Annotated in this window: 16 protein-coding genes; 13 read left to right on the top strand and 3 right to left on the bottom strand. The window is 74.9% G+C overall.

Annotated elements, in window-relative coordinates; genetic code table 11:
* Window positions 1-32 precede the first annotated feature (32 nt).
* Both FHX40_RS13645 and FHX40_RS13640 read left to right on the top strand, forming a co-directional pair.
* Entirely contained in the window at window positions 33-1,286 is a 1,254-nt protein-coding gene (locus tag FHX40_RS13645; RefSeq protein WP_142261770.1) for a DNA polymerase IV, read from the top strand.
* A gap of 250 nt (window positions 1,287-1,536) precedes the next feature.
* Window positions 1,537-1,932, top strand: coding sequence for a DUF3040 domain-containing protein (locus FHX40_RS13640; RefSeq protein WP_142259963.1), 396 nt, complete (start codon window positions 1,537-1,539; stop codon window positions 1,930-1,932).
* Window positions 1,933-2,274: 342 nt separating this feature from the next.
* Here the strand turns inward: FHX40_RS13640 and FHX40_RS13635 are convergent, their stop codons facing one another.
* The 3 genes from FHX40_RS13635 to FHX40_RS13625 are packed head-to-tail and all read right to left on the bottom strand — an operon-like array spanning window position 2,275 to window position 7,039.
* Window positions 2,275-4,791 carry a transglutaminase TgpA family protein gene (locus FHX40_RS13635; RefSeq protein ID WP_142259962.1) on the bottom strand — a complete coding sequence of 839 codons (2,517 nt, stop codon included), beginning with the start codon at window positions 4,789-4,791 and terminating at the stop codon, window positions 2,275-2,277.
* Window positions 4,788-6,056 carry a DUF58 domain-containing protein gene (locus FHX40_RS13630; protein WP_142259961.1) on the bottom strand — a complete coding sequence of 423 codons (1,269 nt, stop codon included), beginning with the start codon at window positions 6,054-6,056 and terminating at the stop codon, window positions 4,788-4,790. Before FHX40_RS13630 ends, FHX40_RS13635 begins: the two co-directional genes overlap by 4 nt.
* A complete protein-coding gene (locus tag FHX40_RS13625) occupies window positions 6,053-7,039 on the bottom strand; it encodes an AAA family ATPase (RefSeq protein ID WP_142259960.1) in 987 nt (328 codons plus the stop codon). Before FHX40_RS13625 ends, FHX40_RS13630 begins: the two co-directional genes overlap by 4 nt.
* 633 nt (window positions 7,040-7,672) lie before the next feature.
* Here FHX40_RS13625 and mraZ point away from each other — a divergent pair.
* The 11 genes from mraZ to murC all read left to right on the top strand — a co-directional run bounded on the left by mraZ (window position 7,673) and on the right by murC (window position 21,881).
* The gene (gene mraZ / locus FHX40_RS13620; protein ID WP_142259959.1) at window positions 7,673-8,104 is read left to right on the top strand and encodes a division/cell wall cluster transcriptional repressor MraZ; all 432 of its coding nucleotides are present in this window, start codon (window positions 7,673-7,675) and stop codon (window positions 8,102-8,104) included.
* Between the two features lie 329 nt (window positions 8,105-8,433).
* The gene (rsmH, locus tag FHX40_RS13615) at window positions 8,434-9,399 is read left to right on the top strand and encodes a 16S rRNA (cytosine(1402)-N(4))-methyltransferase RsmH (protein ID WP_142259958.1); all 966 of its coding nucleotides are present in this window, start codon (window positions 8,434-8,436) and stop codon (window positions 9,397-9,399) included.
* Window positions 9,396-10,013 carry a cell division protein FtsL gene (ftsL, locus tag FHX40_RS13610; protein ID WP_142259957.1) on the top strand — a complete coding sequence of 206 codons (618 nt, stop codon included), beginning with the start codon at window positions 9,396-9,398 and terminating at the stop codon, window positions 10,011-10,013. The genes rsmH and ftsL overlap by 4 nt, the downstream gene beginning before the upstream one ends.
* A 453-nt stretch (window positions 10,014-10,466) precedes the next feature.
* Complete coding sequence (locus tag FHX40_RS13605) at window positions 10,467-12,197, top strand: peptidoglycan D,D-transpeptidase FtsI family protein (protein WP_483409805.1); 1,731 nt, start codon at window positions 10,467-10,469, stop codon at window positions 12,195-12,197.
* 47 nt (window positions 12,198-12,244) lie between these two features.
* Window positions 12,245-13,798 (top strand): UDP-N-acetylmuramoyl-L-alanyl-D-glutamate--2,6-diaminopimelate ligase, encoded by a 1,554-nt coding sequence (locus FHX40_RS13600; RefSeq protein ID WP_142261769.1) that lies wholly within the window; start codon window positions 12,245-12,247, stop codon window positions 13,796-13,798.
* A 35-nt stretch (window positions 13,799-13,833) separates the two neighbouring features.
* The gene (locus tag FHX40_RS13595; RefSeq protein WP_142259955.1) at window positions 13,834-15,300 is read left to right on the top strand and encodes a UDP-N-acetylmuramoyl-tripeptide--D-alanyl-D-alanine ligase; all 1,467 of its coding nucleotides are present in this window, start codon (window positions 13,834-13,836) and stop codon (window positions 15,298-15,300) included.
* Window positions 15,297-16,355: a phospho-N-acetylmuramoyl-pentapeptide-transferase gene (gene mraY / locus FHX40_RS13590; RefSeq protein WP_142259954.1), complete on the top strand. Its 1,059-nt coding sequence runs from the start codon at window positions 15,297-15,299 to the stop codon at window positions 16,353-16,355. Before FHX40_RS13595 ends, mraY begins: the two co-directional genes overlap by 4 nt.
* Window positions 16,356-16,541: 186 nt before the next feature.
* A complete protein-coding gene (gene murD / locus FHX40_RS13585) occupies window positions 16,542-18,008 on the top strand; it encodes a UDP-N-acetylmuramoyl-L-alanine--D-glutamate ligase (protein WP_142259953.1) in 1,467 nt (488 codons plus the stop codon).
* Entirely contained in the window at window positions 18,005-19,381 is a 1,377-nt protein-coding gene (gene ftsW, locus FHX40_RS13580; protein ID WP_142259952.1) for a putative lipid II flippase FtsW, read from the top strand. Before murD ends, ftsW begins: the two co-directional genes overlap by 4 nt.
* Window positions 19,378-20,463 (top strand): undecaprenyldiphospho-muramoylpentapeptide beta-N-acetylglucosaminyltransferase, encoded by a 1,086-nt coding sequence (murG, locus tag FHX40_RS13575; protein ID WP_142259951.1) that lies wholly within the window; start codon window positions 19,378-19,380, stop codon window positions 20,461-20,463. Before ftsW ends, murG begins: the two co-directional genes overlap by 4 nt.
* On the top strand, window positions 20,460-21,881 hold the full coding sequence (gene murC, locus FHX40_RS13570) for a UDP-N-acetylmuramate--L-alanine ligase (RefSeq protein WP_142259950.1): 1,422 nt from the start codon (window positions 20,460-20,462) through the stop codon (window positions 21,879-21,881). Before murG ends, murC begins: the two co-directional genes overlap by 4 nt.
* Window positions 21,882-21,929: the final 48 nt, after the last annotated feature.

The following is a 21,929-nucleotide window of genomic DNA, read 5'->3' as shown; positions in this document are numbered from 1 at the left end:
GGTAGGATGGCGCCGTGTCGCGCAAGCAGGTGATGCCGCCACGGGCGGTTCCCTGGGGGGCCGCGGCCGACGACACCGGCTGCACGATCCTCCACGTCGACATGGACGCCTTCTTCGCGAGCGTCGAGCTGCTGGAGCGGCCCGAGCTCCGCGGCAGGCCGGTCATCGTCGGCGCGGCGGGACCGCGGGGCGTGGTGCTCAGCGCCACCTACGAGGCCCGGCGGTACGGCGTGCACTCGGCGATGCCGATGACCCGGGCCCGGCGGCTGTGCCCCGACGCGGTGATCATCCCGCCGGACCACCGCAAGTACGCCGAGGTCTCCCGGGGCGTGATGGAGCTGTTCCGGTCGATCACGCCGCTGGTCGAGCCGCTCTCCACCGACGAGGCGTTCCTCGACGTCGCGGGCGCCCGCCGCAGGCTCGGCTGCCCGGCGCGGATCGCGGCGCTGCTGCGCGAACAGGTGGCCGAGCGGCACGGCATCACCTGCTCGGTCGGGGTGGCGAGCACGAAGCTCGTCGCCAAGCTCGCCTCCCGCCAGTGCAAGCCCGACGGCATGCTCGTGGTCCCGGTCGACCGGGTCCTGGAGTTCCTCCACCCGCTCCCGGTGGCGGCGCTGTGGGGCGTGGGGGAGCGCACCGAGCAGGCGCTGGCCCGGCTCGGCATCCGCACCGTCGGCGACCTCGCCCAGGTGCCGGTGGCCACGCTGCGGCGCGAGTTCGGCGCGGTCGGCGAGCACCTCGCCGAGCTCGCCTGGGGCCGCGACGAGCGGCGGGTGACGCCGCACGTGCCGGACCGGAGCATCGGCGCCGAGGAGACCTTCCCGTACGACATCGTCGACCCGGACGAGATCCGGCGCGAGCTGCTGCGCCTGTCCGAGCGGGTCGCGGCGCGGCTGCGCGCCGCCGGCCAGGTGGCCCGCACGGTGAGCGTGAAGCTGCGGCGCGCCGACTTCACCACCATCACCCGCTCCCGCACCCTGCGCGAGCCCACCGACGTCGGCCAGGAGATCTACGCCACCGCCCGCGAGCTGTACGCCGCCGCGGGCCTGGAGCGGGTACGGCTGCGCCTGGTCGGCGTCCGCGCGGAGAACCTGCGCCCCGCCGAGACCGCGACGCACCAGCTCACCCTGGGCGAGCGGGAGACCGGGTGGCGCGAGGCGGAGCGGGCGATGGACGCGGTGGCGCGCCGGTTCGGCAGCGGCGCGGTCCGGCCCGCCTCGCTGCTGCGACCGATTCCGGACGAGGCCGACGCGGAGGTGAACGAGCAGGATCGTCGCATCGTTTGATGGAATGGAGGTATGACGTCGCGCAGGCGCCGGGAGGGGGTGACATGCGAACCGGGTCCCGCGGCCGGGGCACCCGGGCCCGTTTGGTGGAATGGGTTCGTGTCGTCACCACCGGTTTGGTCTGGGTTGGACGTTTTCTTTCGCCTGCGTCTGCAGCCTCGTATTCTGGGGATAACCGACCGCGAGGTTCGGACACCCCGTGTCGTCCGTTGCCGTCTTCCCCGTACTGGGGCCGTCCTTGGGAGGCGCCGTGCCGCTCTCTGAGCACGAGCAGCGCTTGCTCGACCAGATCGAGCAGGCCCTCTACGCCGAGGACCCGAAATGGGCCAACGCCGTTCGCACCACTGATCCGCGCAACCACTACAAGCGCCGTCTGATCAAGGCCTCGATCGGGTTCGTGCTCGGTGTCGTGCTGTTGATGGTGGGCGTGGTGACACCGCTCACCCCGCTCGGTGTCGCGCTGGGGGTGGGCGGCTTCGTGGTCATGCTCGCCACGTCGCTGTGGGGCCTGTCCAGTTGGAAGCGCATGAACGGATTCGCCGCCGACCCGGCCGGGCCGGCGGGCCGGCCGGGCCGTCGTGCCGGCCGCCCCGGTTTCATGGAGCGCATGGAGGAGCGCTGGCGCCGCCGTCACGAGGAGCGCTGAGCGCCCCGCAAGACGGCCACCGGGCGGCGGCCCGCGGGCCTTGGCCGGCCCCCGGACCCGCGTAGTGTGCGCTCGGACCGAACCGTTCGCGTCGCGGCGGACCGTTGGACCGGTCCGCCGCCCCGTCATGGGCAGGGTGCCGGCGGGAGCGTGACCGTACCCTGCCCGCGGCACGGCACGGATCGGGCATGACACGGGACCGGCCGGACCGGAGGAACCCCCGGCCGGTGATCGCTCATCCACCGGACGGGCCTCGCCGTGCCCGCATCCGTCTCGCCCGGCCGTCCGCGTCCTGATCGCCCGCGGGACGCGCCGCCGCAGGGCGCGCCCCGGGCACGCCCGTCAGCGGCCCGTCCGGGTGAGGACCCGGCCGGAGCGGCCGGCCGTCTCCCGCGATTCGGGGACGCGGCGGCGCGGCCGGATGTTCTCCAGCAGATCGAACGCGTCGAGGATGCCCTCGCCGAGGCCGCGCAGCCGCCGCAGCGTCGAGGGCGGGGCGAGCACCGCGCGCAGCCGCCGCCGTCGCGACACCGTGGCGGCGAGGGCGCGCCGTACCCGGCGGATGTCGTCCCGGTGCGGGGTTTCGCGGCCCGGGTCGCGCGCGTAGCGCAGCCGCTCCTCGGCGTACGCGATCCGGTGCACCGCGGCGGCCGCCTCCGCGTCGAGGTCGTACTGCTCGGTGAGCCGCCGGGCGAGCGCCCGCGGGCTCTCGCTCGCCTGCCGCGCCAGGCCGAGGTCGTACAGCACGTCACACAGCTCGGCCCACGCGGCGTGCACCGCCGCCCGGCGGGCGCCGCCGCCCGCACGCCACCCGGTCCCCGCGTGCGTCACCCGGCCGCCGGCAGCGTCGGCCGTCCCGCCGCCCGCCACGGCCGGCGGCGTGGTCCAGACGCGGCGGCGGCGCAGCCGGACGAGCACGCGCCAGGCCGCCGGGAGCAGCGCGACGAGCAGCAGCGCCGCCGCGCCGATGCCGATCCTCGCGGCGAGCGGCATGCCCTCGTCCACCTCGACGGGCAGCGCGCCGAACCCCTGGTCGAGCTCGCGCGGGTTGCGCTGCGTCTGGCCGGACTCGCCGCTCTGCTCGCTCTCCTCCGGCGTGGCGGCCGGCTCGTCGGACGGGGTGGTGTCCCGCTCACCGTCGCCGACCGGCGTGGACGGCTCGGAGTAGTCGGGCGCCACGGCGGTGCCCTGGCCGAACGCGCCCGCCGGGGTGGGCTCGAAGCGCAGCCAGCCGACCCCCTCGAAGTACAGCTCCGGCCAGGCGTGCGCGTCGTGCGTGCCGACCTGCCAGCCCTGGCCCACCCGGGTGCCGCCGGTGTAGCCGATCGCGACCCGCGAGGGGATGTCGAGCACCCGGGCCATCACCGCCATCGCCGCGGCGAACTGCTCGCAGTACCCGGTCCGGTTGCGGATGAGGAAGTCGACCAGCGCGGAGTTGCTCTGCCCCCGGGTGGCGAGGCTGTAGGTGAAGTCGCCGTCCTTGGTGAACCACTCCTGCAGCCGGACCGCCTTCGCGTACGGCGTGGGCGCGTCCTGGGTCACCCGGCGCGCCAGCCGGACGATCTCGGGCGGCAGGTCGGCGGGCAGCCGCAGGTACCGGTCGACGACGTCGGCGGGCGCCGGCCCGGCCCGCTCCAGCAGCTCGGGGGTCGGCCGGGGCTCGTCGCTGATCACCCGGTAGGTGAGGCCGCGCGCCTCCTGACGGGTGGAGAACACCATGAGCGTGGTCTGGTCGGCCCGCCAGTCGCCCTCCACCTCGACCAGGGTCGGCGGGTACGGCAGCGGCAGGAAGTGCAGCCGCGAGATGTCCTCGCTCATCGTGACCCGCGTCTCCACCCGCTCGGTCCGCACCGTCGAGCCGAGGCCGGGCGGCCGGGGCAGCGGGCCCTCCGAGACGCGGTCCTCGGGCCGCCCGCGCGGGCTCGACATGCCCCACTCCTCGCCGTCGAACTGGTCGAGCGACCACAGCCGCAGGTAGCGGGGCCGGCCGTCGGAGGTGGTGTAGGTGAGGACGGTGGCGTTCTCGTCCTGGGTGAGCTGGCCGCGCATGCCCGCGACCGGGTTCGGGATGGTGATCGTGTTGCCGCGCCCGCCGGGCCCGCCCCCGGCCCCGAACCCGAACAGCGGGTCGGGCTCGAGCGTCGGCACGAGCGCGGGCACCAGGATCGCGAGCGCGATCGCGGCGAACCCGATGCGCTTGCCGGACAGCCGGAACGGCGCGCTGTTCGCCGCGTACGCCCCGGGCGGGGCGGAGGCGGCCGGCCGGTGCGCGCGGCGCAGCAGCACCGCGCGCCCCCACTGCCCGATGCGCTCCCGGCCGTCCGACAGCAGCAGGCCGATGTAGCCGAGCGCGGCGATCACCACCACCGGCCACGCGATCGGGTCGCTGATCACCGCGGCGGGCACGCTGAACAGCGCGAGCAGCGGCAGCCCGGCGAGGGCCGCGCGGCGCAGCCGTACCGCGAACACGTCGACGAGGATCGCGATCAGCCCGACGCCGCCCGCGGTGAGCAGGGTGATCCCGGCCGCGGGGGGAACCGGCGCGGCGTACCGCTGGATGTCCTCGAATCCGGCGACGAGCAGCAGCCACAGCGCGTACGCCGAGTCGCGGGTGGGCACCACCCCGCCCCAGGCGTGGTCCCCGGCGAAGATCCAGGTGAGCATGAGCCCGAGCACGACGAGCTGCAGCACCGGCACGAGCCGCCGGTCGAGGGTGAACCGGGAGGCGAGCACGCCCACGCCGGTCACCGCGATCAGCACCGCCAGCCCGGACCAGAACCACGCCCCGCCCTGGAACAGCGGGTAGAGGGTGAGCGCGACCGCGCCGGTGGCGAGGCCGGACGCGAGGGGAAGCCTCATGCCGCACCTCCGCTGATCGGGCTCGGCGCCTGCACGGTGGACCGGCCGGCCTGCGGCCACACCGCGGCGAGCGGCACGCCCGCGGGCAGGCGGACCACCCGCCAGCCCGCCGACGCGAGCACCGTGCCCGCCGCCCGGACCGCCTCCTCGTCCTCGGGGCGGCCGCCCGGCCGCCAGGTGGCGACGTCGAGCAGTACGGCCACGCCGGTCATGCCGCCGTGCCGCAGCCGGGCGAGGGCCCGGGCGTCGGTCTCGTCGAGCGCGCCGAGCACCGCCACGATCAGCCCGTCGCCGCCGCCCTGCCGCAGCGCCGCGACGCCCAGCTCCAGCGACCGCGCCGGGCTCTCCCGCACCACCGCGAGCGCGTCGAGCAGCCCGTGGCCGGCGCCGTCGGCGGCGAGGTGCTGCGGGCCGAGGTCGGTGACGAGGCGCAGCCCGAGCCCCTCGCGGGCGAGGTGCACGCCGATCGACGCCGCGGCCGACACCGCCGTCTCGAACGAGGAGCGGGGTCCCTCGCCGCGGTGGGCGTACCTGCGGGTGTCGAGCAGCAGCGCGCCGCGGCTCTGCCACTGCTGCTCCTCGCGGCGCACCATGAGCTCGCCGTACCGGGCGGTGGAGCGCCAGTGCACCCGGCGCAGGTCGTCGCCGTGCCGGTACTCGCGCGGCGCCACGTCGTCATCCCCGGCCACCGCCACGCTGCGGGTACGGCTCTCGCCGCCGCCGGCCCACTCGCCGGACAGCGGCACCCGCGGCAGGGCCGTCACCTCGGGGGTGACCACGAGCGTGTCGGTGATGGTGAACGACCGGGTGAGCTCGACCAGCCCGAACGGGTCGGTGATGCGGACCGACAGCGGGCCGATGGCGAACCGGCCGCGCAGGTCCGAGCGCACCTTGTAGTCGATCTCGCGCACGCCGCGCGGCTCCACCCGGTCGAGCACGAACCGGGGGCGCGCGCCGAGCGCGTACTGCAGGGTGTCCTCGATGAGCAGCAGCCCGGTCGGCAGCCGGGTGACGTTCTCCAGCCGCAGCGTCACCGTGGCGTCGTTGCCCACCGCGACCCGGGTGGGGGACAGCCGCCGGGCGCAGCCCAGCCGGTACCGGGTGCGCGCCACCACCAGGGCGGCGAGCAGCGGCAGCGCGATGATGAGCACGGCCACGCGCAGCAGGTCGTGCTCGCCGAAGAGGAAGGCGCACAGCAGCGCGGCCACGCCGGAGGCGAGGAACGACCTGCCCCGCGGCGTCAGCGCGCGGAGCCCGGTGGTCACCGCCGCGATCCCGGATGCATCTCCGGCACCGGGACCGTGCGCACCAGGTCGGCGAGGACCTGTTCGGGCATCCGCCGCTGGCCCTGCGCCTCGACGCTGGGCAGCAGCCGGTGGGCGAGCACGGGCACGGCGAGCTCCTGCAGGTCGTCGGGGATGACGTAGTCGCGCCCGGACAGCGCGGCGTGCGCCCGCGCGGCCCGCACCAGCTGCAGGGTGGCCCGGGGCGAGGCGCCCAGGCGCAGCTCCGGCGTGGTGCGGGTGGCGGTGACCAGGTCGATCGCGTACCGCTTGATCGCGGGGGCGACGTAGACCGCGCGCACGGTCTCGATCAGCTCGCGCACCTCGGTGGTGGTGGCGACCGGCTGCAGCTTGTCCAGCGGCGAGGTGCCGCCGTGCACGTCGAGCATCTCCAGCTCGGCGGCGGGCTCCGGGTAGCCCATGGCGATGCGCGCGGTGAACCGGTCCCGCTGGGCCTCGGGGAGCGGGTAGGTGCCCTCCATCTCGATCGGGTTCTGGGTGGCGATCACCATGAACGGCGGCTCGAGGTGGTAGGTGCGGCCGTCCACGGTCACCTGCCGCTCCTCCATGCACTCCAGCAGCGCGGACTGCGTCTTGGGGGAGGCGCGGTTGATCTCGTCGCCGACCACGATGTTCGCGAACACCGGGCCCGGCTTGAACTCGAACTCCCGGGTCTGCTGGTTGTAGGCGCTCACCCCGGTGATGTCGCTGGGCAGCAGGTCCGGGGTGAACTGCACCCGCCGCACCGAGCAGTCGATGGAGCGGGCGAGCGCCTTGGCGAGCATCGTCTTGCCGACGCCGGGCACGTCCTCGATGAGCAGGTGGCCTTCGGCGAGCAGCACGGTGAGGGTGAGCCGGACGGCGGCGCCCTTGCCCTCGATCACCGACTCGATCGCCTCGCGGATCCGGTTCGCGGTGGAGGCGAGCTCCTCCAGCCGGTCGCCGACATCGTGAGTAATCGCCACCGGGCCTCCCCGTGAGATCCCGCAAGACGGTGTGGTACGGCGCCTTGCGAACCCTTTTCCATCTACATGTACCGACCCTACGTCTCGGCGGGTCCCGAGACGACTTTATGGAACCTTCATCCACATTGCTGTGGTTTGCGGATGAAGGTGAGGCGAACGGTCCCCGGTTCTCGCGCGCCACACGGGCGGTGCCGTACGTCCTGGCGGGGCCGTTTTCCGTCGCCCTCGTCAGACGACCGGAGCCGCAGAAACGTTCGCGGCCGCCGTGGGGCCGGGCCGCGCGCGCCGTGCCGGGCGTCCGGCGGGCGGCGATCGGCTCACGCGCGGCCCGCGCCGTCGCCGACGCCGGGCCGGCGCCGCCGCGGGGGAGCGTCCGCGGCCTGTCGGGGCGCACTGTCAAGTCGGGCGGCACGCCGGCTTTCGCCGTGCCGGTGCGACACGCCGTGCGCGCGGCGGGCACCGCGCCCCGCCCCACTCCGCACCACCCCCGCTGACCTGGGAAAACGTCGCGGAAAATGCGCGAGTGAGGCGTGTGAAACGGTTGACGGTGGGGAGATGTGGAGTAAGGTGGTGCGCAGTGGAGGGCCGGTGCCGCAGCGCTGAGTACTCCACCGGACACGGGAGGTGGCGCCGATGTTTCTCGGCACTCACCATCCGCGTCTGGACGACAAGGGACGGCTGTTCCTGCCGGCGAAGTACCGTGAGGAGCTGGCGGAGGGTCTGGTGATCACCAAGGGCCAGGAGCGTTGCCTCTATGTGTTTCCCATAGAGGAGTTCCAGCGCATCACCGAGGCTTTGCGCACCGCGCCCGTGACCGCCAAGGCCGTCCGCGACTACAGCCGCGTGTTCTTCGCCGGAGCCTCGGACGAGGTGCCCGACAAGCAGGGGCGGATCACGATCCCGCAGCATCTGCGCGAGTACGCCGGGCTGCGCCGGGACTGCGCGGTGATCGGCGCCAACACCCGGCTCGAGATCTGGGACGCCCAGGCCTGGGAGAGGTACCTGGCCGACCAGGAGCAGGCGTTCGCCGAGCTGTCGGAGGAGGTGCTGCCCGGAGTCCTGTAGATCACGGTCACCCGTCGGTGAAAACGTCGTTCGGCGAGGTCTCCACCCGCTCCTTCGGCCTCCGGGCTCGCGCCGGAGCGACGGGACGGATCCGTCAGCTGATGCACCTTCCCCGGTGTCAGGTGGCGGACGTGAGCGCGAGGACGCGGATGGGGACCTGGCCGGACGATTCGGGGCGCGCAAGCCGCGCCTGGCGAGGGAGACGCCGCCGCCGGCCGCCTTGCGGCGGCCGCTTGGGTGTGGCCCGCCCGGCGCTGGCTGAACGACGTTTTCAGGTGGGGGCCGACGGGGGGACCGAGTCACGGATACGCGAAAAGGGGGGCTACGGCATGCGTTCCGGACACATCGAGCAGAGCGGGCACGTCCCGGTCATGCTCGATCGTGTGCTCGAGCTGCTCGCGCCCGTGGCCTCCGCGCCGGACGCCGTGATCGTCGACGCCAACCTCGGCCTCGGCGGGCACGCCGCGGCGCTGCTCGCCGCCCACCCCCGGCTCCACCTCATCGGCATCGACCGCGATCCGGACGCCATCGCCCGCGCCACATCGCGCCTCGCCCCGTACGAGGATCGCGTCACGATCGTGCGGGCGGTCTCCGACGAGCTTCCCGACGTGCTCCGCCGCAGCGGCCACGAGCGGATCCACGGGGCGCTGTTCGACCTCGGCGTGTCCAGCCCGCAGCTCGACGAGCCCGAACGCGGCTTCGCCTACTCCTACGACGCCCCGCTCGACATGCGCATGGATCCCGAGCAGGAGCTCACCGCCGAGCACGTCGTCAACACCTACCCCGTCGCCGAGCTCACCCGGGTGCTGCGCGACTACGGCGAGGAGCGGTTCGCCGCGCGCATCGCCCAGGCGATCGCCCGGGAACGCGCCCGGCGTCCCATCACCTCCACGTCGCGTCTCGCCGAGATCGTCCGCGAGGCGATCCCCGCGGCGACCCGGCGAACCGGTGGCAATCCGGCCAAGAGGACGTTCCAGGCGTTGCGCATCGAGGTGAACGGGGAGCTCGCCGCGCTGGAGCGCGCGCTCCCCGCCGCACTCGACGCGCTCGCCGTGGGCGGGCGCGTGGTCGTGCTCGCCTACCACTCACTCGAGGACCGGCTCGTGAAGCGGATCCTCGCGGCACGGACCAAGGACACCAGCCCCGAAGGGTTGCCGGTCCCCCTGCCGGCACACCAGCCGACGTTCCGCCTCCTGACCAGGGGGGCCGAGCTTCCCACCGACGAAGAGGTGACCCGCAACCCGCGGTCCGCCTCGGCCCGGTTGCGGGCGGCAGAAAGGATCCGCCAAGGATGAAGACGGACAGCGAGGTCAGGCGCGGCACCGCCACCCGGCGGACGCCCCTGCTCGAGCGCGGCGCGCAGGTCGCGGGCGAGGCGGCCCGCCGGGACCGGCGCGCCACGGCGACCGGCGCCCCGGCGGCGCGGCGTGCCCGCCAGGCGGCGGCACGGAGCACGGCCGCGGCCGCACGGGCGCGTACCCGGGCGGGGGAGCGCGCCGTACGGGAGGCCCCGGCGCGGCCGCGCCCGGACCAGGCCCGCCCGCGGCGCGCACCGGCGCCGCGCCCCGGTCGCGGCACGGCCGCGCCCGCGGCGGCCGCACGCCCCGACCGGCCCCGCTCCGTCGGCCGCACCCGCCCGCCGCGCGCGCCGTTCGTGCTGCTGCTGGTCGGCCTGCTCTGCGGCGGCCTGATCAGCCTGCTGCTGCTCAACATCGTGCTCGCGCAGGAGTCGTTCCGGGCGAGCGAGCTGCGCGAGGAGAACCGCCGGATCGCGGAACAGCAGGAGCGCACGCGGAACGCCAACGCCCGGCTGGAGAGCGCGGCCAACCTCGACCGGGAGGCGCGCAGGTACGGGGTGTACCCGGACGACTCGGCGCCCGAGTTCATCACCCCGGCGCCGTCCCGCTAGGAGGCCTGCCCGGTGAGAGACGGCGACGGCCGTGGCGCGGGACCCGGCCGTGGCACCGGCGGGCGCCGGGGCCCGGGCGGCCCCGGGGCGGGCCGGCGTGACCCGCACGGCCCGGTACGGCGGCCGCGCCGCCCCGACGGCGTCCCGGGACGCCCGGACGGTACGGCCGGGCCGGACGGCGCCGCCCGCCCGCGCGGCGACGACCGCGCGCGCCGTGGCGTGCCCCGTGTGCCCCGCGACCGAACCCGGGGTGCGGCCCAGCGCGAGCCGCGCGCGGGCGGGCCCGACGGTGCCTCCGGCGCGCCGCGCGCCGACCGGACCCGGCGTGCCCCGCGGCCCGGGCGCGACCCGCGTGACGGCGCCCGTGACGCGGGCGCTCCGCGCCGTCCCCGGGGGAACGGAGGGCCCGGCGCGCCCCGGCCGCCGCAGGGCCCGCCGCCGCGCCCGCCGGCGATCGTGCGGCTCGGCAACCCCGCCCGCCGGATCAACATCGGGCTGGTCGGCATGGCGGTCGTGCTGTCGCTGTTCGCCGGGCGGCTCGTCCAGCTCCAGGGCCTCGACTCCAAGGTCTACGAGGCGAAGGCCGCCCAGCAGCGGGTGCAGCCGGAGCGGCTGCCCGCCCGCCGCGGCACGATCACCGACGTCAAGGGGCGCCCGCTCGCCATGACCACCGAGGCCCGCGAGATCTACGTCGACCCGGCCGCCGTCGACCCGGCCCGCCGCGCCGAGGTCGCCGAGACCCTCGCCAAGGAGCTCGGCAAACCCCGCAAGGAGATCGACGACAAGCTCGCCCAGACCGACAGGCGCTACCTCGTCGTCGCCCGCGACGCCGCCCCCGACGTGGCCAAGCGCATCCTCGGCCGCGGCTTCGCGGGCGTGGGCGCCAAGCCCCGCTACAGCCGCCTCTACCCGGGCGACGACCTCGCCGGCAGCCTCATGGGCTTCGTCGGCGACGACGGCAAGGGCCTGTCCGGCATCGAGGCCGCCTACGACGAGGTGCTCCGCGGCCGGGACGGCCGGCAGAGCGTCGAGGTCGGCGCGAACGGCCTGCGCATCCCCACCACCCGCAGCTCGCAGCAGCCGCCGGTGGACGGGCGCGACGTCCGCCTCACCATCGACCACGACATCCAGTGGGCGGCGCAGAAGGCGATCGCCGACCAGGTGGCCGCGACCGGCGCCCGCAGCGGCAGCGTGATCGTGATGGACGTGCGCACCGGCGACGTGCTCGCCATGGCGAACGCCCCGGAGCTCAACCTGAGCCGCTGGCGGGACGAGCCCGTCCGCAACCACGTCAACCGGGCGGTGAGCGAGGTGTTCGAGCCGGGCAGCACCGGCAAGGTGATCACCGCCGCGGCCGCGCTCGAGGCGGGGGCGGTGCGCCCGGAGACCGTCCTGCGGGTCGCCGACCGCATCCGCTGCGCCGACCGCGTCATCGAGGACGCCGAGCACCACCCGGTCCGGCCGTACACCTTCACCGGGGTGCTCGCCCGGTCGAGCAACGTGGGCACGATCATGGTCGCGAACCGGATCGGCGACCGCGCCCTGTACGACGCGCTGCGCGCGTTCGGGTTCGGCGCCAGGACCGGCGGCGGCTTCCCCGGCGAGGAGGCCGGGCTGCTGCCGAAGTGGGACACCTGGTCGGGCAGCCAGCGCTGCACGGTCGCGTTCGGCCAGGGCCTGGCGGTGACCGCGCTGCAGATGGCGAGCGTGTACCAGACGATCGCCAACGGCGGCGTGCGGGTCACCCCGCGGATCGTCGCGGGCACCGGCAAGGGCAAGGACTTCACGCCCGCCGCGCCCGGCAGGCGCACCCGGGTGATCAGCGAGCGCACCGCCAAGGACCTCGCGCTCATGCTCGAGGCCGCCGTGGGCGAGGGCGGAACCGGTAAGCTCGCCCACATCGACGGCTACCGCGTGGCGGGCAAGACCGGCACCGCGCAGCGGTACGACGAGAGCTGCCGGGGCTACTGCGGCTACACGGCCACCTTCGTCGGGTTCGCGCCCGCGGACGCGCCGCGCCTGGTGGTGCTCGCCGTCATACAGGACCCCAAGGACCGGGACAACTACCACGGGGGCCAGATCGCCGCCCCGGTGTTCAAGAATGTCATGACGTTCGCGCTGAAGACCCAGAAGATCCCGCCGACCGGAACCACGCCGCCTCCGATGCGCCTTCACGCCGAATGACGACGCGGAGCGGTACGCTCTCGCCCGTGCGTCCCCCGTCGACCATGATGCGACCCGCGACGAACCCGCCCCGGCCGCTGTCGGGCCTGGCGAACCTGCTCGGTGCGCCCGCCGGCTCGGACCGGGCGCCGCTCGCCGCCGTGACCGGCGTCTGCATCGACTCGCGCCGGGTACGGCCCGGCGACCTGTACGTCGGCCTGCCCGGCCGCAGCGCGCACGGCGCCTGGTTCTCCGGCCAGGCGGTGGCCGCGGGCGCCGTCGCCATCCTCACCGACCCGGACGGCCGCGAGGCCGCCGCGCGCACCGGCGTGCCGGTGCTCGTGGTGCCGGACCCGCGGGCCGTGCTCGGCCGGGTCGCGGCGTGGGTGTACGGCGACCCGGCCGGGTCGCTGCTGCTGATCGGCGTGACCGGCACCGCGGGCAAGACCACCACCACCTACCTGCTGGAGGCCGCGCTGCGCGCCGCCGGGCACCGCACCGGCCTGGTCGGCGGGGTGGAGATCCGGGTCGGCGAGGAGCGGTTCGCGGCCTCGCTCACCACGCCCGAGGCGAGCGACCTGCACGGCCTGTTCGCGCTCATGCGCGAGCGCGGCGTCACCGCCGCCGCGATGGAGGTCTCCAGCCACGCGCTCGCGCTCGGCCGGGTCGGCGGGGTGGTCTACGATGTGGCGCTGTTCACCAACCTGTCGCAGGACCACCTCGACTTCCACCGCGACATGGACGAGTACTTCGCCACCAAGGCCCGGCTGTTCACCCCCGAGATGAGCCGGGTCGGGGTGGTCAACGTCGACGACGACCGGGGCCGGGAGCTCACCGGCATCGCCAAGATCCCGCTCACCACGTTCTCCGCGCAGGGCGCGGCCGAGGCCGACTGGCGCGCCGCCGACGTACGGCTCGGCGCGGACGGCAGCACGTTCCGGGTGGTCGGCCCGGGCGGGGTGGAGGCGGACGCGACCGTCGCGCTGCCCGGCCCGTTCAACGTCGCCAACGCCCTTGGGGCGATCGTCGCGCTGGTGGAGGCGGGGCTGCCGCTGCAGACCGCGGTGCACGGCGTGGCCACGCTGCGCGGCGTGCCCGGCCGCATGGAGCGCGTCCCCACCGACGGCGACTTCCAGGCGATCGTCGACTACTCGCACAAGCCCGCCGCGGTGGAGTCGGTGCTCCGCTCGCTGCGCGAGGTCACCGCGAACCGGCTCACCGTCGTGCTCGGCTGCGGCGGCGACCGCGACCGGGCGAAACGCCCGATGATGGGCGAGGCGGCCGCCCGGCTCGCCGATGTCGCGATCTTCACCAGCGACAATCCGCGCAGCGAGGACCCCCTGCGCATCCTCGCGGAGATGCTCGACGGGGCCGTGCGCGTGCCCCGGCAGGAACGCGCACATGTGATCATAGAGCCGGACCGCGCGCAGGCCATCGAACTGGCGATCGCACGCGCCCGCCCCGGCGACGTGGTCGTGGTGGCGGGCAAGGGCCACGAGCAGGGCCAGTACGTCGGCGGCGAGATCCTGCCCTTCGACGATCGCGAGGCCGTCGCCGCCGCGATCGCCCGGCGCCGCCAAGCCGGGACGGGGCGCGGTCCGGAGCCACTTCCGGCCGGATGAGCCCGGAGCAGACATATGGAGAGTAGGGAAGACTCATGATCCCCTTGCCGTTGGGGCGGATCGCCGAGATCACCGGCGGCGCGCTCACGGGCATCGCCGACCCCCACGCCGAGGTGCGCGGCCCCGTGGTGATCGACTCACGGGAGGCGGAGCCGGGGTCGTTGTTCGTGGCGCTCAAGGGCCAGAGGGTGGACGGGCACGACTTCGCCGCCCAGGCCTGCGAGGCGGGCGCCGTCGCGGTGCTCGCGGCCCGCCCGGTCGAGGCGCCCGCCGTGATCGTCGGTGACCCGGTCGCCGCGCTCGGCGCCCTCGCCGCGGCGGTGGTGGCCGAGCTGAAGGAGACGACCGTGATCGGCGTCACCGGGTCGGCGGGCAAGACCACCACCAAGGACCTGCTCGCCCGGCTCACCGCCCGCATCGGCCCGACGGTCGCCCCGGTGGGCTCGTACAACAACGAGATCGGCCACCCGCTCACCGTGCTGCGGGCCGACGCAAGCACCCGCTTCCTCGTGCTGGAGCTGAGCGCCCGCGAGGTGGGCCACATCGCCCACCTGGCGCGGATCGCGCCGCCGCACATCGGCGTGGTGCTCAACGTCGGCACCGCCCACCTCGGCGTGTTCGGCGGCAAGGACGCGATCGCCCGGGCCAAGGGCGAGCTCGTCGAGGCGCTCGGCGAGGACGGCGTCGCCGTGCTCAACGCCGACGACCCGCGGGTGCGCGAGATGGCGGGCCGTACCCGGGCCCGGGTGCTGTGGTTCGGCCGCTCGGCGTCCGCCGACATCCGCGCCGAGGACGAGACGCTCGACGAGCGCGGCCGCGCCGCCTTCACGCTGCGCACCCCGTCGGGCGCCGCCCCGGTACGGCTGCGCCTGTACGGCCGGCACACCGTGAGCAACGCGCTCGCCGCCGCCGCGGTCGCCTACGAGCTCGGGCTGCCGGTGGCGACGATCGCCGAGGAGCTGTCCGCGGCCGAGCCGAGCAGCCGCTGGCGCATGGAGGTGCAGGACCGCGCCGACGGGGTCACGATCATCAACGACGCGTACAACGCCAACCCGGACTCGATGCGGGCCGCCTTCGAGACGCTGTCGGTGATCGGGCGCCACCGGCGCCGGTTCGCCGTGATCGCCGCGCTGCGCGAGCTCGGCGACGACGGGCCGCGGCTCAACGAGGAGATCGGCCGCATCGCGAACGAGGCCGGGCTGGAGCTGCTCGCCGTGGTGGGGGAGAACGCCGAGCCGGTGCTCTCCGGCGCGGGCGGCATCCGCACCGCCGTGGTCGCGCCCCCCGACGCCGGGCCACCGGGCACCACCCGGGAGGTGCTCCACGTACCGGACGCCGGCGCCGCGGCGCGGGAGGTGCTGCGGCGGCTCGCGCCCGGCGACGTGGTGCTCGTCAAGGGGCCGCGCGCGGCAGGTCTGGAGCGGGTCGCCGAGGCGCTGGTGCTCGCCGAGAGGTTCGCCCAGGGCCATGCCGAAGGGCCGGGTGGGGGTGACCCGCGTTGAGGGACATCCTCATCGCCGGCGCGGTCGCGCTCATCCTGTCGATCATCGGCACGCCGCTCGCGATCCGCATCTTCTCCCGCCGCGGCATCGGCCAGAACATCCGCGAGGAGGGGCCGAGCGGCCACCACGACAAGCGCGGCACCCCCACGATGGGCGGCACCGTGTTCGTGCTCGCCGCGATCCTCGGCTTCGCCGCCGCCCACCTCGCGACCTGGACGCCGCCGACGGCGTCCGCGGTGCTCGTGCTGCTGCTCATGGCCGGGCTCGCGGTCGTCGGCTTCGTCGACGACTTCATCAAGATCTACAAGCAGCGCAGCCTCGGCCTGCGCAGCGGCGCCAAGGCGCTCGGCCAGCTCATCGTCGGCGCGATCTTCGCCGTGCTCGTGGTCCGCTTCCCCAACGGGTACGGCGTGACGCCCGCGGTGCCGCGGCTGTCGTTCCTCCGCGACTTCGGCCCCTCGATCGGGATCGTGTTCTTCACGATCTGGGTGCTCTTCCTGATCGTGGGCTTCTCCAACGCGGTGAACCTCACCGACGGCCTCGACGGGCTCGCCTCGGGCGCCACCTGCCTGGTGCTCGTGGCGTACGTGATCATCGGCAACTGGCAGCTGCGCAACAGCTGCACCAGCATGCTCGGCAAGGGCTGCTACTGGGTGCGCGACCCGCTCGACCTCGCCGTCGTCGCGGCGGCGGTGCTCGGCGCGCTCCTCGGCTTCCTGTGGTGGAACGCGCCGCCGGCGAAGATCTTCATGGGTGACACCGGCTCGCTCGCGCTCGGCGGCGTGCTCGCCGGGCTCGCGGTGACCACCCGCACCCAGCTGCTGCTCGTCATCCTCGCCGGCCTGTGCGTGCTCATCACCCTCTCGGTGATCATCCAGGTCGGGTTCTTCAAGATGACCGGCAGGCGGGTGTTCCGCATGGCGCCGCTGCAGCACCACTTCGAGCTGTCGGGCTGGGCGGAGACCACGATCGTGGTCCGGTTCTGGCTGATCTCCGCGCTCTGCGTCGCCCTCGGCCTCGGCATCTTCTACGTCGAGTGGATGCCGAACGCGTGATCGGGCGCGCGGGCGGTACCGTTCGGCCGGAGGGCCGCAGTGGTACACCGTGCGGCCGGAGGGCCGCAGTGGTACACCGTGCGGACCGGAGGGCCGCAGTGGTACACCGTGCGGACCGGAGGGCCGCACGTGGGACGCGCTGCGGCGGACGGATCCGCACAGCGAAACGGACAGGGGGGCGTAGACGTGGGACGTGAGTCGGCGCGGACGGTGTGCGTCGCCGGGCTGGGGGTGTCGGGCGCCGCCGCCGCCCGCGCGCTCGCCGCCGAGGGCGACCGCGTGGTGGTCGTGGAGGCGCGGGACGGCGAGCGGCAGCGCGCGCTCGCCGCCGAGCTCGCCGCGGCCGGGATCGAGGTCGTCTTCGGCGAGCCGTCCGGGCCGCCGGAGGGCACCGGCCTCGTGGTCACCTCACCGGGCTGGCGGCCGGACCACCCGTTCCTCACCGCCGCCGCGGCCGCGGGCGTCGAGGTGATCGGCGAGGTCGAGCTCGCCTGGCGGATGCGGCCCCCCGCCGCCGCGCCCTGGCTCGCGGTGACCGGCACCGACGGCAAGACCACGACGGTGCGCATGCTCGCCGCCATGCTCGCCGCGGCCGGGCGCAAGACCATCGCGGTGGGCAACGTCGGCGCCCCGATCGTCGAGGCGGTGCGCGGGCCGTACGACGTGCTCGCCGTGGAGCTGTCGAGCTTCCAGCTGCACTGGTCGCGCAGCCTCGCCCCGCGGGCCGCCGCGATCCTCAACGTCGCCCCCGACCACCTCGACTGGCACGGCTCGCTCGAGGAGTACGTCCGGGTCAAGGGCACGCTGTACGAGCGGGCGCCGGTGATCGTGCACAACGCCGACGACGAGTGGCCGACCCGGCTCGCCGCGCCGTACCGGGACCGGGCCGACCGGCGCGTGGTCGGCTTCACCCTCGACGTGCCCCGCCCCGGCCAGCTCGGCGTGGTGGAGGACCTGCTCGTCGACCGGGCGTTCACCGACGACCCGGTGCGCAACGCCGCCGAGCTCGCCGAGCTCGCCGACGTGCGCCCGTTCGCCCCGCACAACGTGGCGAACGCGCTCGCCGCGGCCGCGCTCGCCCGGGCGTACGGCGTGCCGCCCGAGGCGGTGCGGCAGGGGCTGCGCGACTTCAAGCCCGACCCGCACCGGATCATGCACGTGGCCACGGTGGACGGGGTCGACTACGTCGACGACTCCAAGGCCACCCAGGCGCACGCGGCGGCCGCCTCGCTCGCCGCGTACCCGTCGATCGTGTGGATCGCCGGGGGCCTGCTCAAGGGCGCCGACGTCGACGACCTGGTACGGCGGGCCGCCCCGCGGCTGCGCGGCGCGGTGCTGATCGGCGCCGACCGGGCCGTGATCCGTGACGCATTGGCGCGACACGCCCCGAAAGTCCCCGTGGTCGAGGTCTCCGCGGACCACACTGACGTCATGGACCGTGTCGTGGCGGAGGCCGCCCGGCTCGCCGCGCCCGGCGACACCGTGCTGCTCGCCCCCGCCGGGGCGTCGTTCGACATGTTCTCCAGCTACATCGAGCGCGGCGAGGCGTTCGCGCGGGCGGTGCGGCGGCTGCCCGGGTACCGGGAGGACGCACCGGGCGAGGAGGCCGGCGACGGCGCTCACGAGACCACCGGAGGGGGCAGGGCCGGGTGACCGAGGAGCCGCCCCCGCGCGCCCGGGGCGCCGCGCAGGCGACCCGGAGGCGACCGGTGGCCGACCCCGCGCCCGCGGGGCCGGCGGGCGGCCGTGCGCGTACCCGCCAGGCGGCCTCCGGGCTGCGCGAGCTGCTCAACCGGCCGCTCACGTCGTACTACCTGGTGCTCGGGTGCAGCATGCTGCTGCTCGCGCTCGGGCTGCTCATGGTGCTGTCGGCGTCGAGCATCGAGGCGATCCAGGAGACCGGGACCCCGTTCTACTGGTTCCTCAAGCAGTCGATCTCGGCCGCGATCGGCGTGCCGATCATGTGGGTGTGCTCCCGGCTGCCGCCCCGGTTCTTCCGGCTCGCCGGCTACCCGCTGATGATGCTGTCGATCCTGGGCCTGCTCATGGTGCTGTTCGTCGGCACCTCCCAGCTCGGCGCGCAGCGGTGGATCGACATCGGCCCGTTCTACCTGCAGCCCTCCGAGCCCGCCAAGCTCGGCCTGGTGCTGTGGGGGGCCGACCTGCTCGCCCGCAAGGCGCGGCGCGGGATGATCGAGTGGCGCAACCTGCTCATCCCGCTGCTGCCCGGCACCGTGATCCTCGCGCTGCTCGTCATGCTCGGCAGCGACCTCGGCACCACGATCGTGCTGCTGCTGATCTTCCTCGCCCTGCTGTGGGTGGTCGGGGTCCCGGTACGGCTGTTCGCGGGGGTGATGGGCGTGGCCGCGCTCGCCACCGGCATAATGATCGCGGTCGAGCCGTACCGGCTGGAGCGCATCTTCGGCTTCCTCGACCCGGAGCAGAACGCCCAGGGCTCGGGCTACCAGGCGATGCAGGGCCGCATCGCGATGGGCTCCGGCGGGTGGTTCGGCCTCGGCCTGGGCAGCAGCCGGCAGAAGTGGGCCTGGGTGCCGCACGCCGAGAGCGACTTCATCTTCTCCATCATCGGCGAGGAGCTCGGGCTCATGGGCACCCTCGTCGTGGTCGCCCTGTTCGGCCTGCTGGGGTACGCCGGGCTGCGCATCGCGGTCCGGGCGGGTGACCCGTTCGTCCGCCTGGCCTCCGCGGCCGCCGTGGCCTGGATCGTGGGGCAGGCGATCGTCAACATCGGCGCGGTGATCGGTTTGCTGCCGATCACGGGGATTCCGCTGCCTTTGGTGTCCTATGGCGGATCCGCGTTGTTGCCGACGCTCGCCGCGCTTGGCATGTTGTTGTCGTTCGCGAAAACGGAGCCGGGCGCGGCGCAGGCCCTCGCCGCCCGCGGGCCCGGCCCGATGGCAAGGGCTCTAAGCTGGCTTGGCCTGAGCGGCGCGGTGGCCAGAGCGCGTCGCCCGCGCGGACGCGATCCGGAAAGACGAGCACGTGGAGTGAAGGGACCGACATGAGGGTGGTCCTCGCCGGCGGCGGGACGGCCGGCCATATCGAACCGGCGCTTGCGCTCGCCGACGCCCTGCGCCGGATTGATCCGGACATCGGCATCACCTGCCTGGGCACCGAGCGGGGCCTGGAGACACGGCTGGTGCCCGAGCGGGGCTACGAGCTGCGGCTGGTGCCCGCCGTGCCGTTGCCGCGCTCGCTCACGCCCCAGCTGCTCACCGTGCCCGGCCGGCTCGCCGGGGCGGTCGGCGCCGCGACCGCCATCCTCGACGAGGTGCGCGCCGACGTGCTGGTGGGCTTCGGCGGCTACGTCGCCACCCCCGCCTACCTGGCGGCCCGCCGCCGCGGCATCCCGGTGATCGTGCACGAGGCGAACCCGCGCCCGGGCCTCGCCAACCGGCTCGGCGCGCGACTCACCGACCACGTGTTCACCGGCCACCCCAACACCCCGCTGCCGAACGCGCAGTACGTGGGCATCCCGCTGCGGCGGGACATCGTCCAGCTCGACCGGTTCGCGGTCGGCGACAAGGCGCGGTCGTACTTCGGGCTGGAGGAGGACCGGCCGACGCTGCTGGTGTTCGGCGGCTCCCAGGGGGCGCTCTCCCTCAACCGGGCGGCGCTCGCCGCCGCCGCCCGGCTGCGCGCGGCCGGCATCCAGGTGCTGCACATGATCGGCCCGAAGAACACCGTGGAGAAGGAGCCGCCGCCGGGCGACCCGCAGTACGTGGTGCTGCCGTACATCGACCGCATGGACCTCGCCTACGCCGCCGCGGACGTGGCGCTGTGCCGGGCCGGCGCGATGACCTGCGCCGAGCTCACCGCGGTCGGCCTGCCCGCGGCGTACGTGCCGCTGCCGCACGGCAACGGCGAGCAGGCGCTCAACGCCGAGCCGATCGTCAAGGGCGGCGGCGGGATCATGGTCCACGACTCCGAGCTGTCGGGCGAGTGGATCGTGCGCACCCTGCTGCCGATCCTGCTCGACCCCGAGCGGGTGGCGATCATGTCCGAGGCCGCCTCCCGGCTCGGCCGCAAGGACGCCGCCGAGACCCTCGCCCACCACGTGCTGCGCATCGCCGGGGGCGCCCGGTGAGGCTGATCAAGCCGGTCGACCCGGTGCCCGCGGACCGCCTCGGCCGGGTGCACTTCATCGGCATCGGCGGGGCGGGCATGTCCGGCATCGCGCGCATCCTGCTCAAGCGCGGCGTGAAGGTGTCCGGCAGCGACATCCGCGCCTCCGGCATCCTCACCGAGCTGCGCGACCTCGGCGCCCGGGTGCACGTGGGGCACGCCGCCTCGCACGTCAAGGACGTCGACACGGTCGTGGTGTCCACCGCGATCCGGGACTCCAACCCCGAGCTCGGCGAGGCGCTGCGGCAGGGCCTGCGGATCATCCCGCGCGCCGCGGCGCTCGCCTCGGTCATGGCGGGCAAGACCGGGGTGGCGATCGCCGGCACGCACGGCAAGACCACCACGACCTCGATGCTCACCGTGGCGCTGCAGAAGGCCGGGGCGGACCCGTCGTACTGCGTCGGCGGCCGGCTCGTCACCACGGGCCTCGGCGCCGACGAGGGCACCGGCGAGATGTTCGTCGCCGAGGCCGACGAGAGCGACGGGTCGTTCCTCATGCTCGCCCCCGACATCGCGGTGATCACCAACGTCGAGGCCGACCACCTCGACAACTACGGCCACCCGCAGGCGGTCCAGGACGGCTTCGCCCGGTTCACCGAGCGGGTCGGCCGCGTCCTGGTGGTGTGCGCCGACGACCCCGGCGCGGACGCGCTCGTCGCGGGCGCCCGTGACCGCGGCCTGAAGGTGCTCCGGTACGGCACGGCCGCGGACGCCGACTACCGCGTCCGGGCGGTCACCCCGCGCGGCCTCGGCCTCACCTTCGAGGTCGAGGGGCCGGGCCTCGGCCCCTGCCAGGTACGGCTCGGGGTGCCGGGGCGGCACAACGCGCTCAACGCCACCGCCGCGCTCGCCGCCGCGGTGGAGCTCGGCCTGCCCGCCGACGTGGTGGTGGAGGGGCTCGCCTCGTTCACCGGCACCCAGCGGCGCTTCGAGGCCAAGGGCGAGGCGGGCGGCGTGGCGGTGTTCGACAGCTACGCCCACCACCCGACCGAGCTGCAGGCCGACCTGCGCGCCGCGCGCGACGTGGTCGCCTCGTTCTCCGGCGGGAACGGGCGGGTGATCGCCGTGTTCCAGCCGCACCTGTACTCGCGCACCCGGTTCTTCGCCGACGAGTTCGGCGCCGCGCTCGGCCTCGCCGACGAGGCGATCGTGCTCGACGTGTACGGCGCGCGGGAGGACCCCGAGCCGGGCGTCTCCGGCGCGCTGGTCGCCCGCAAGGTGCCGCTGCCGCCCGAGCGCGTCGCCTACGTCCCGGACCGCACGCGGGTCCCGGCCCTGGTCGCCGAGCGGGCGCGGCCGGGGGACATCGTGCTCACCATGGGCGCGGGCGACGTCACCGAGCTCGGCCCGCGCATCGTGGCCGAGCTGGGCGGCGCCTGACGACCCGCCCGGCGTGCCCTTCCCCGGAGATGCCCGCCCGATCCGCGT

Source organism: Thermopolyspora flexuosa (genome assembly GCF_006716785.1).
GTDB classification, from domain to species: domain Bacteria; phylum Actinomycetota; class Actinomycetes; order Streptosporangiales; family Streptosporangiaceae; genus Thermopolyspora; species Thermopolyspora flexuosa.
Note: the sequence above shows the minus strand (reverse complement) of the source record. Positions and strands in the feature narration are given on the sequence as shown.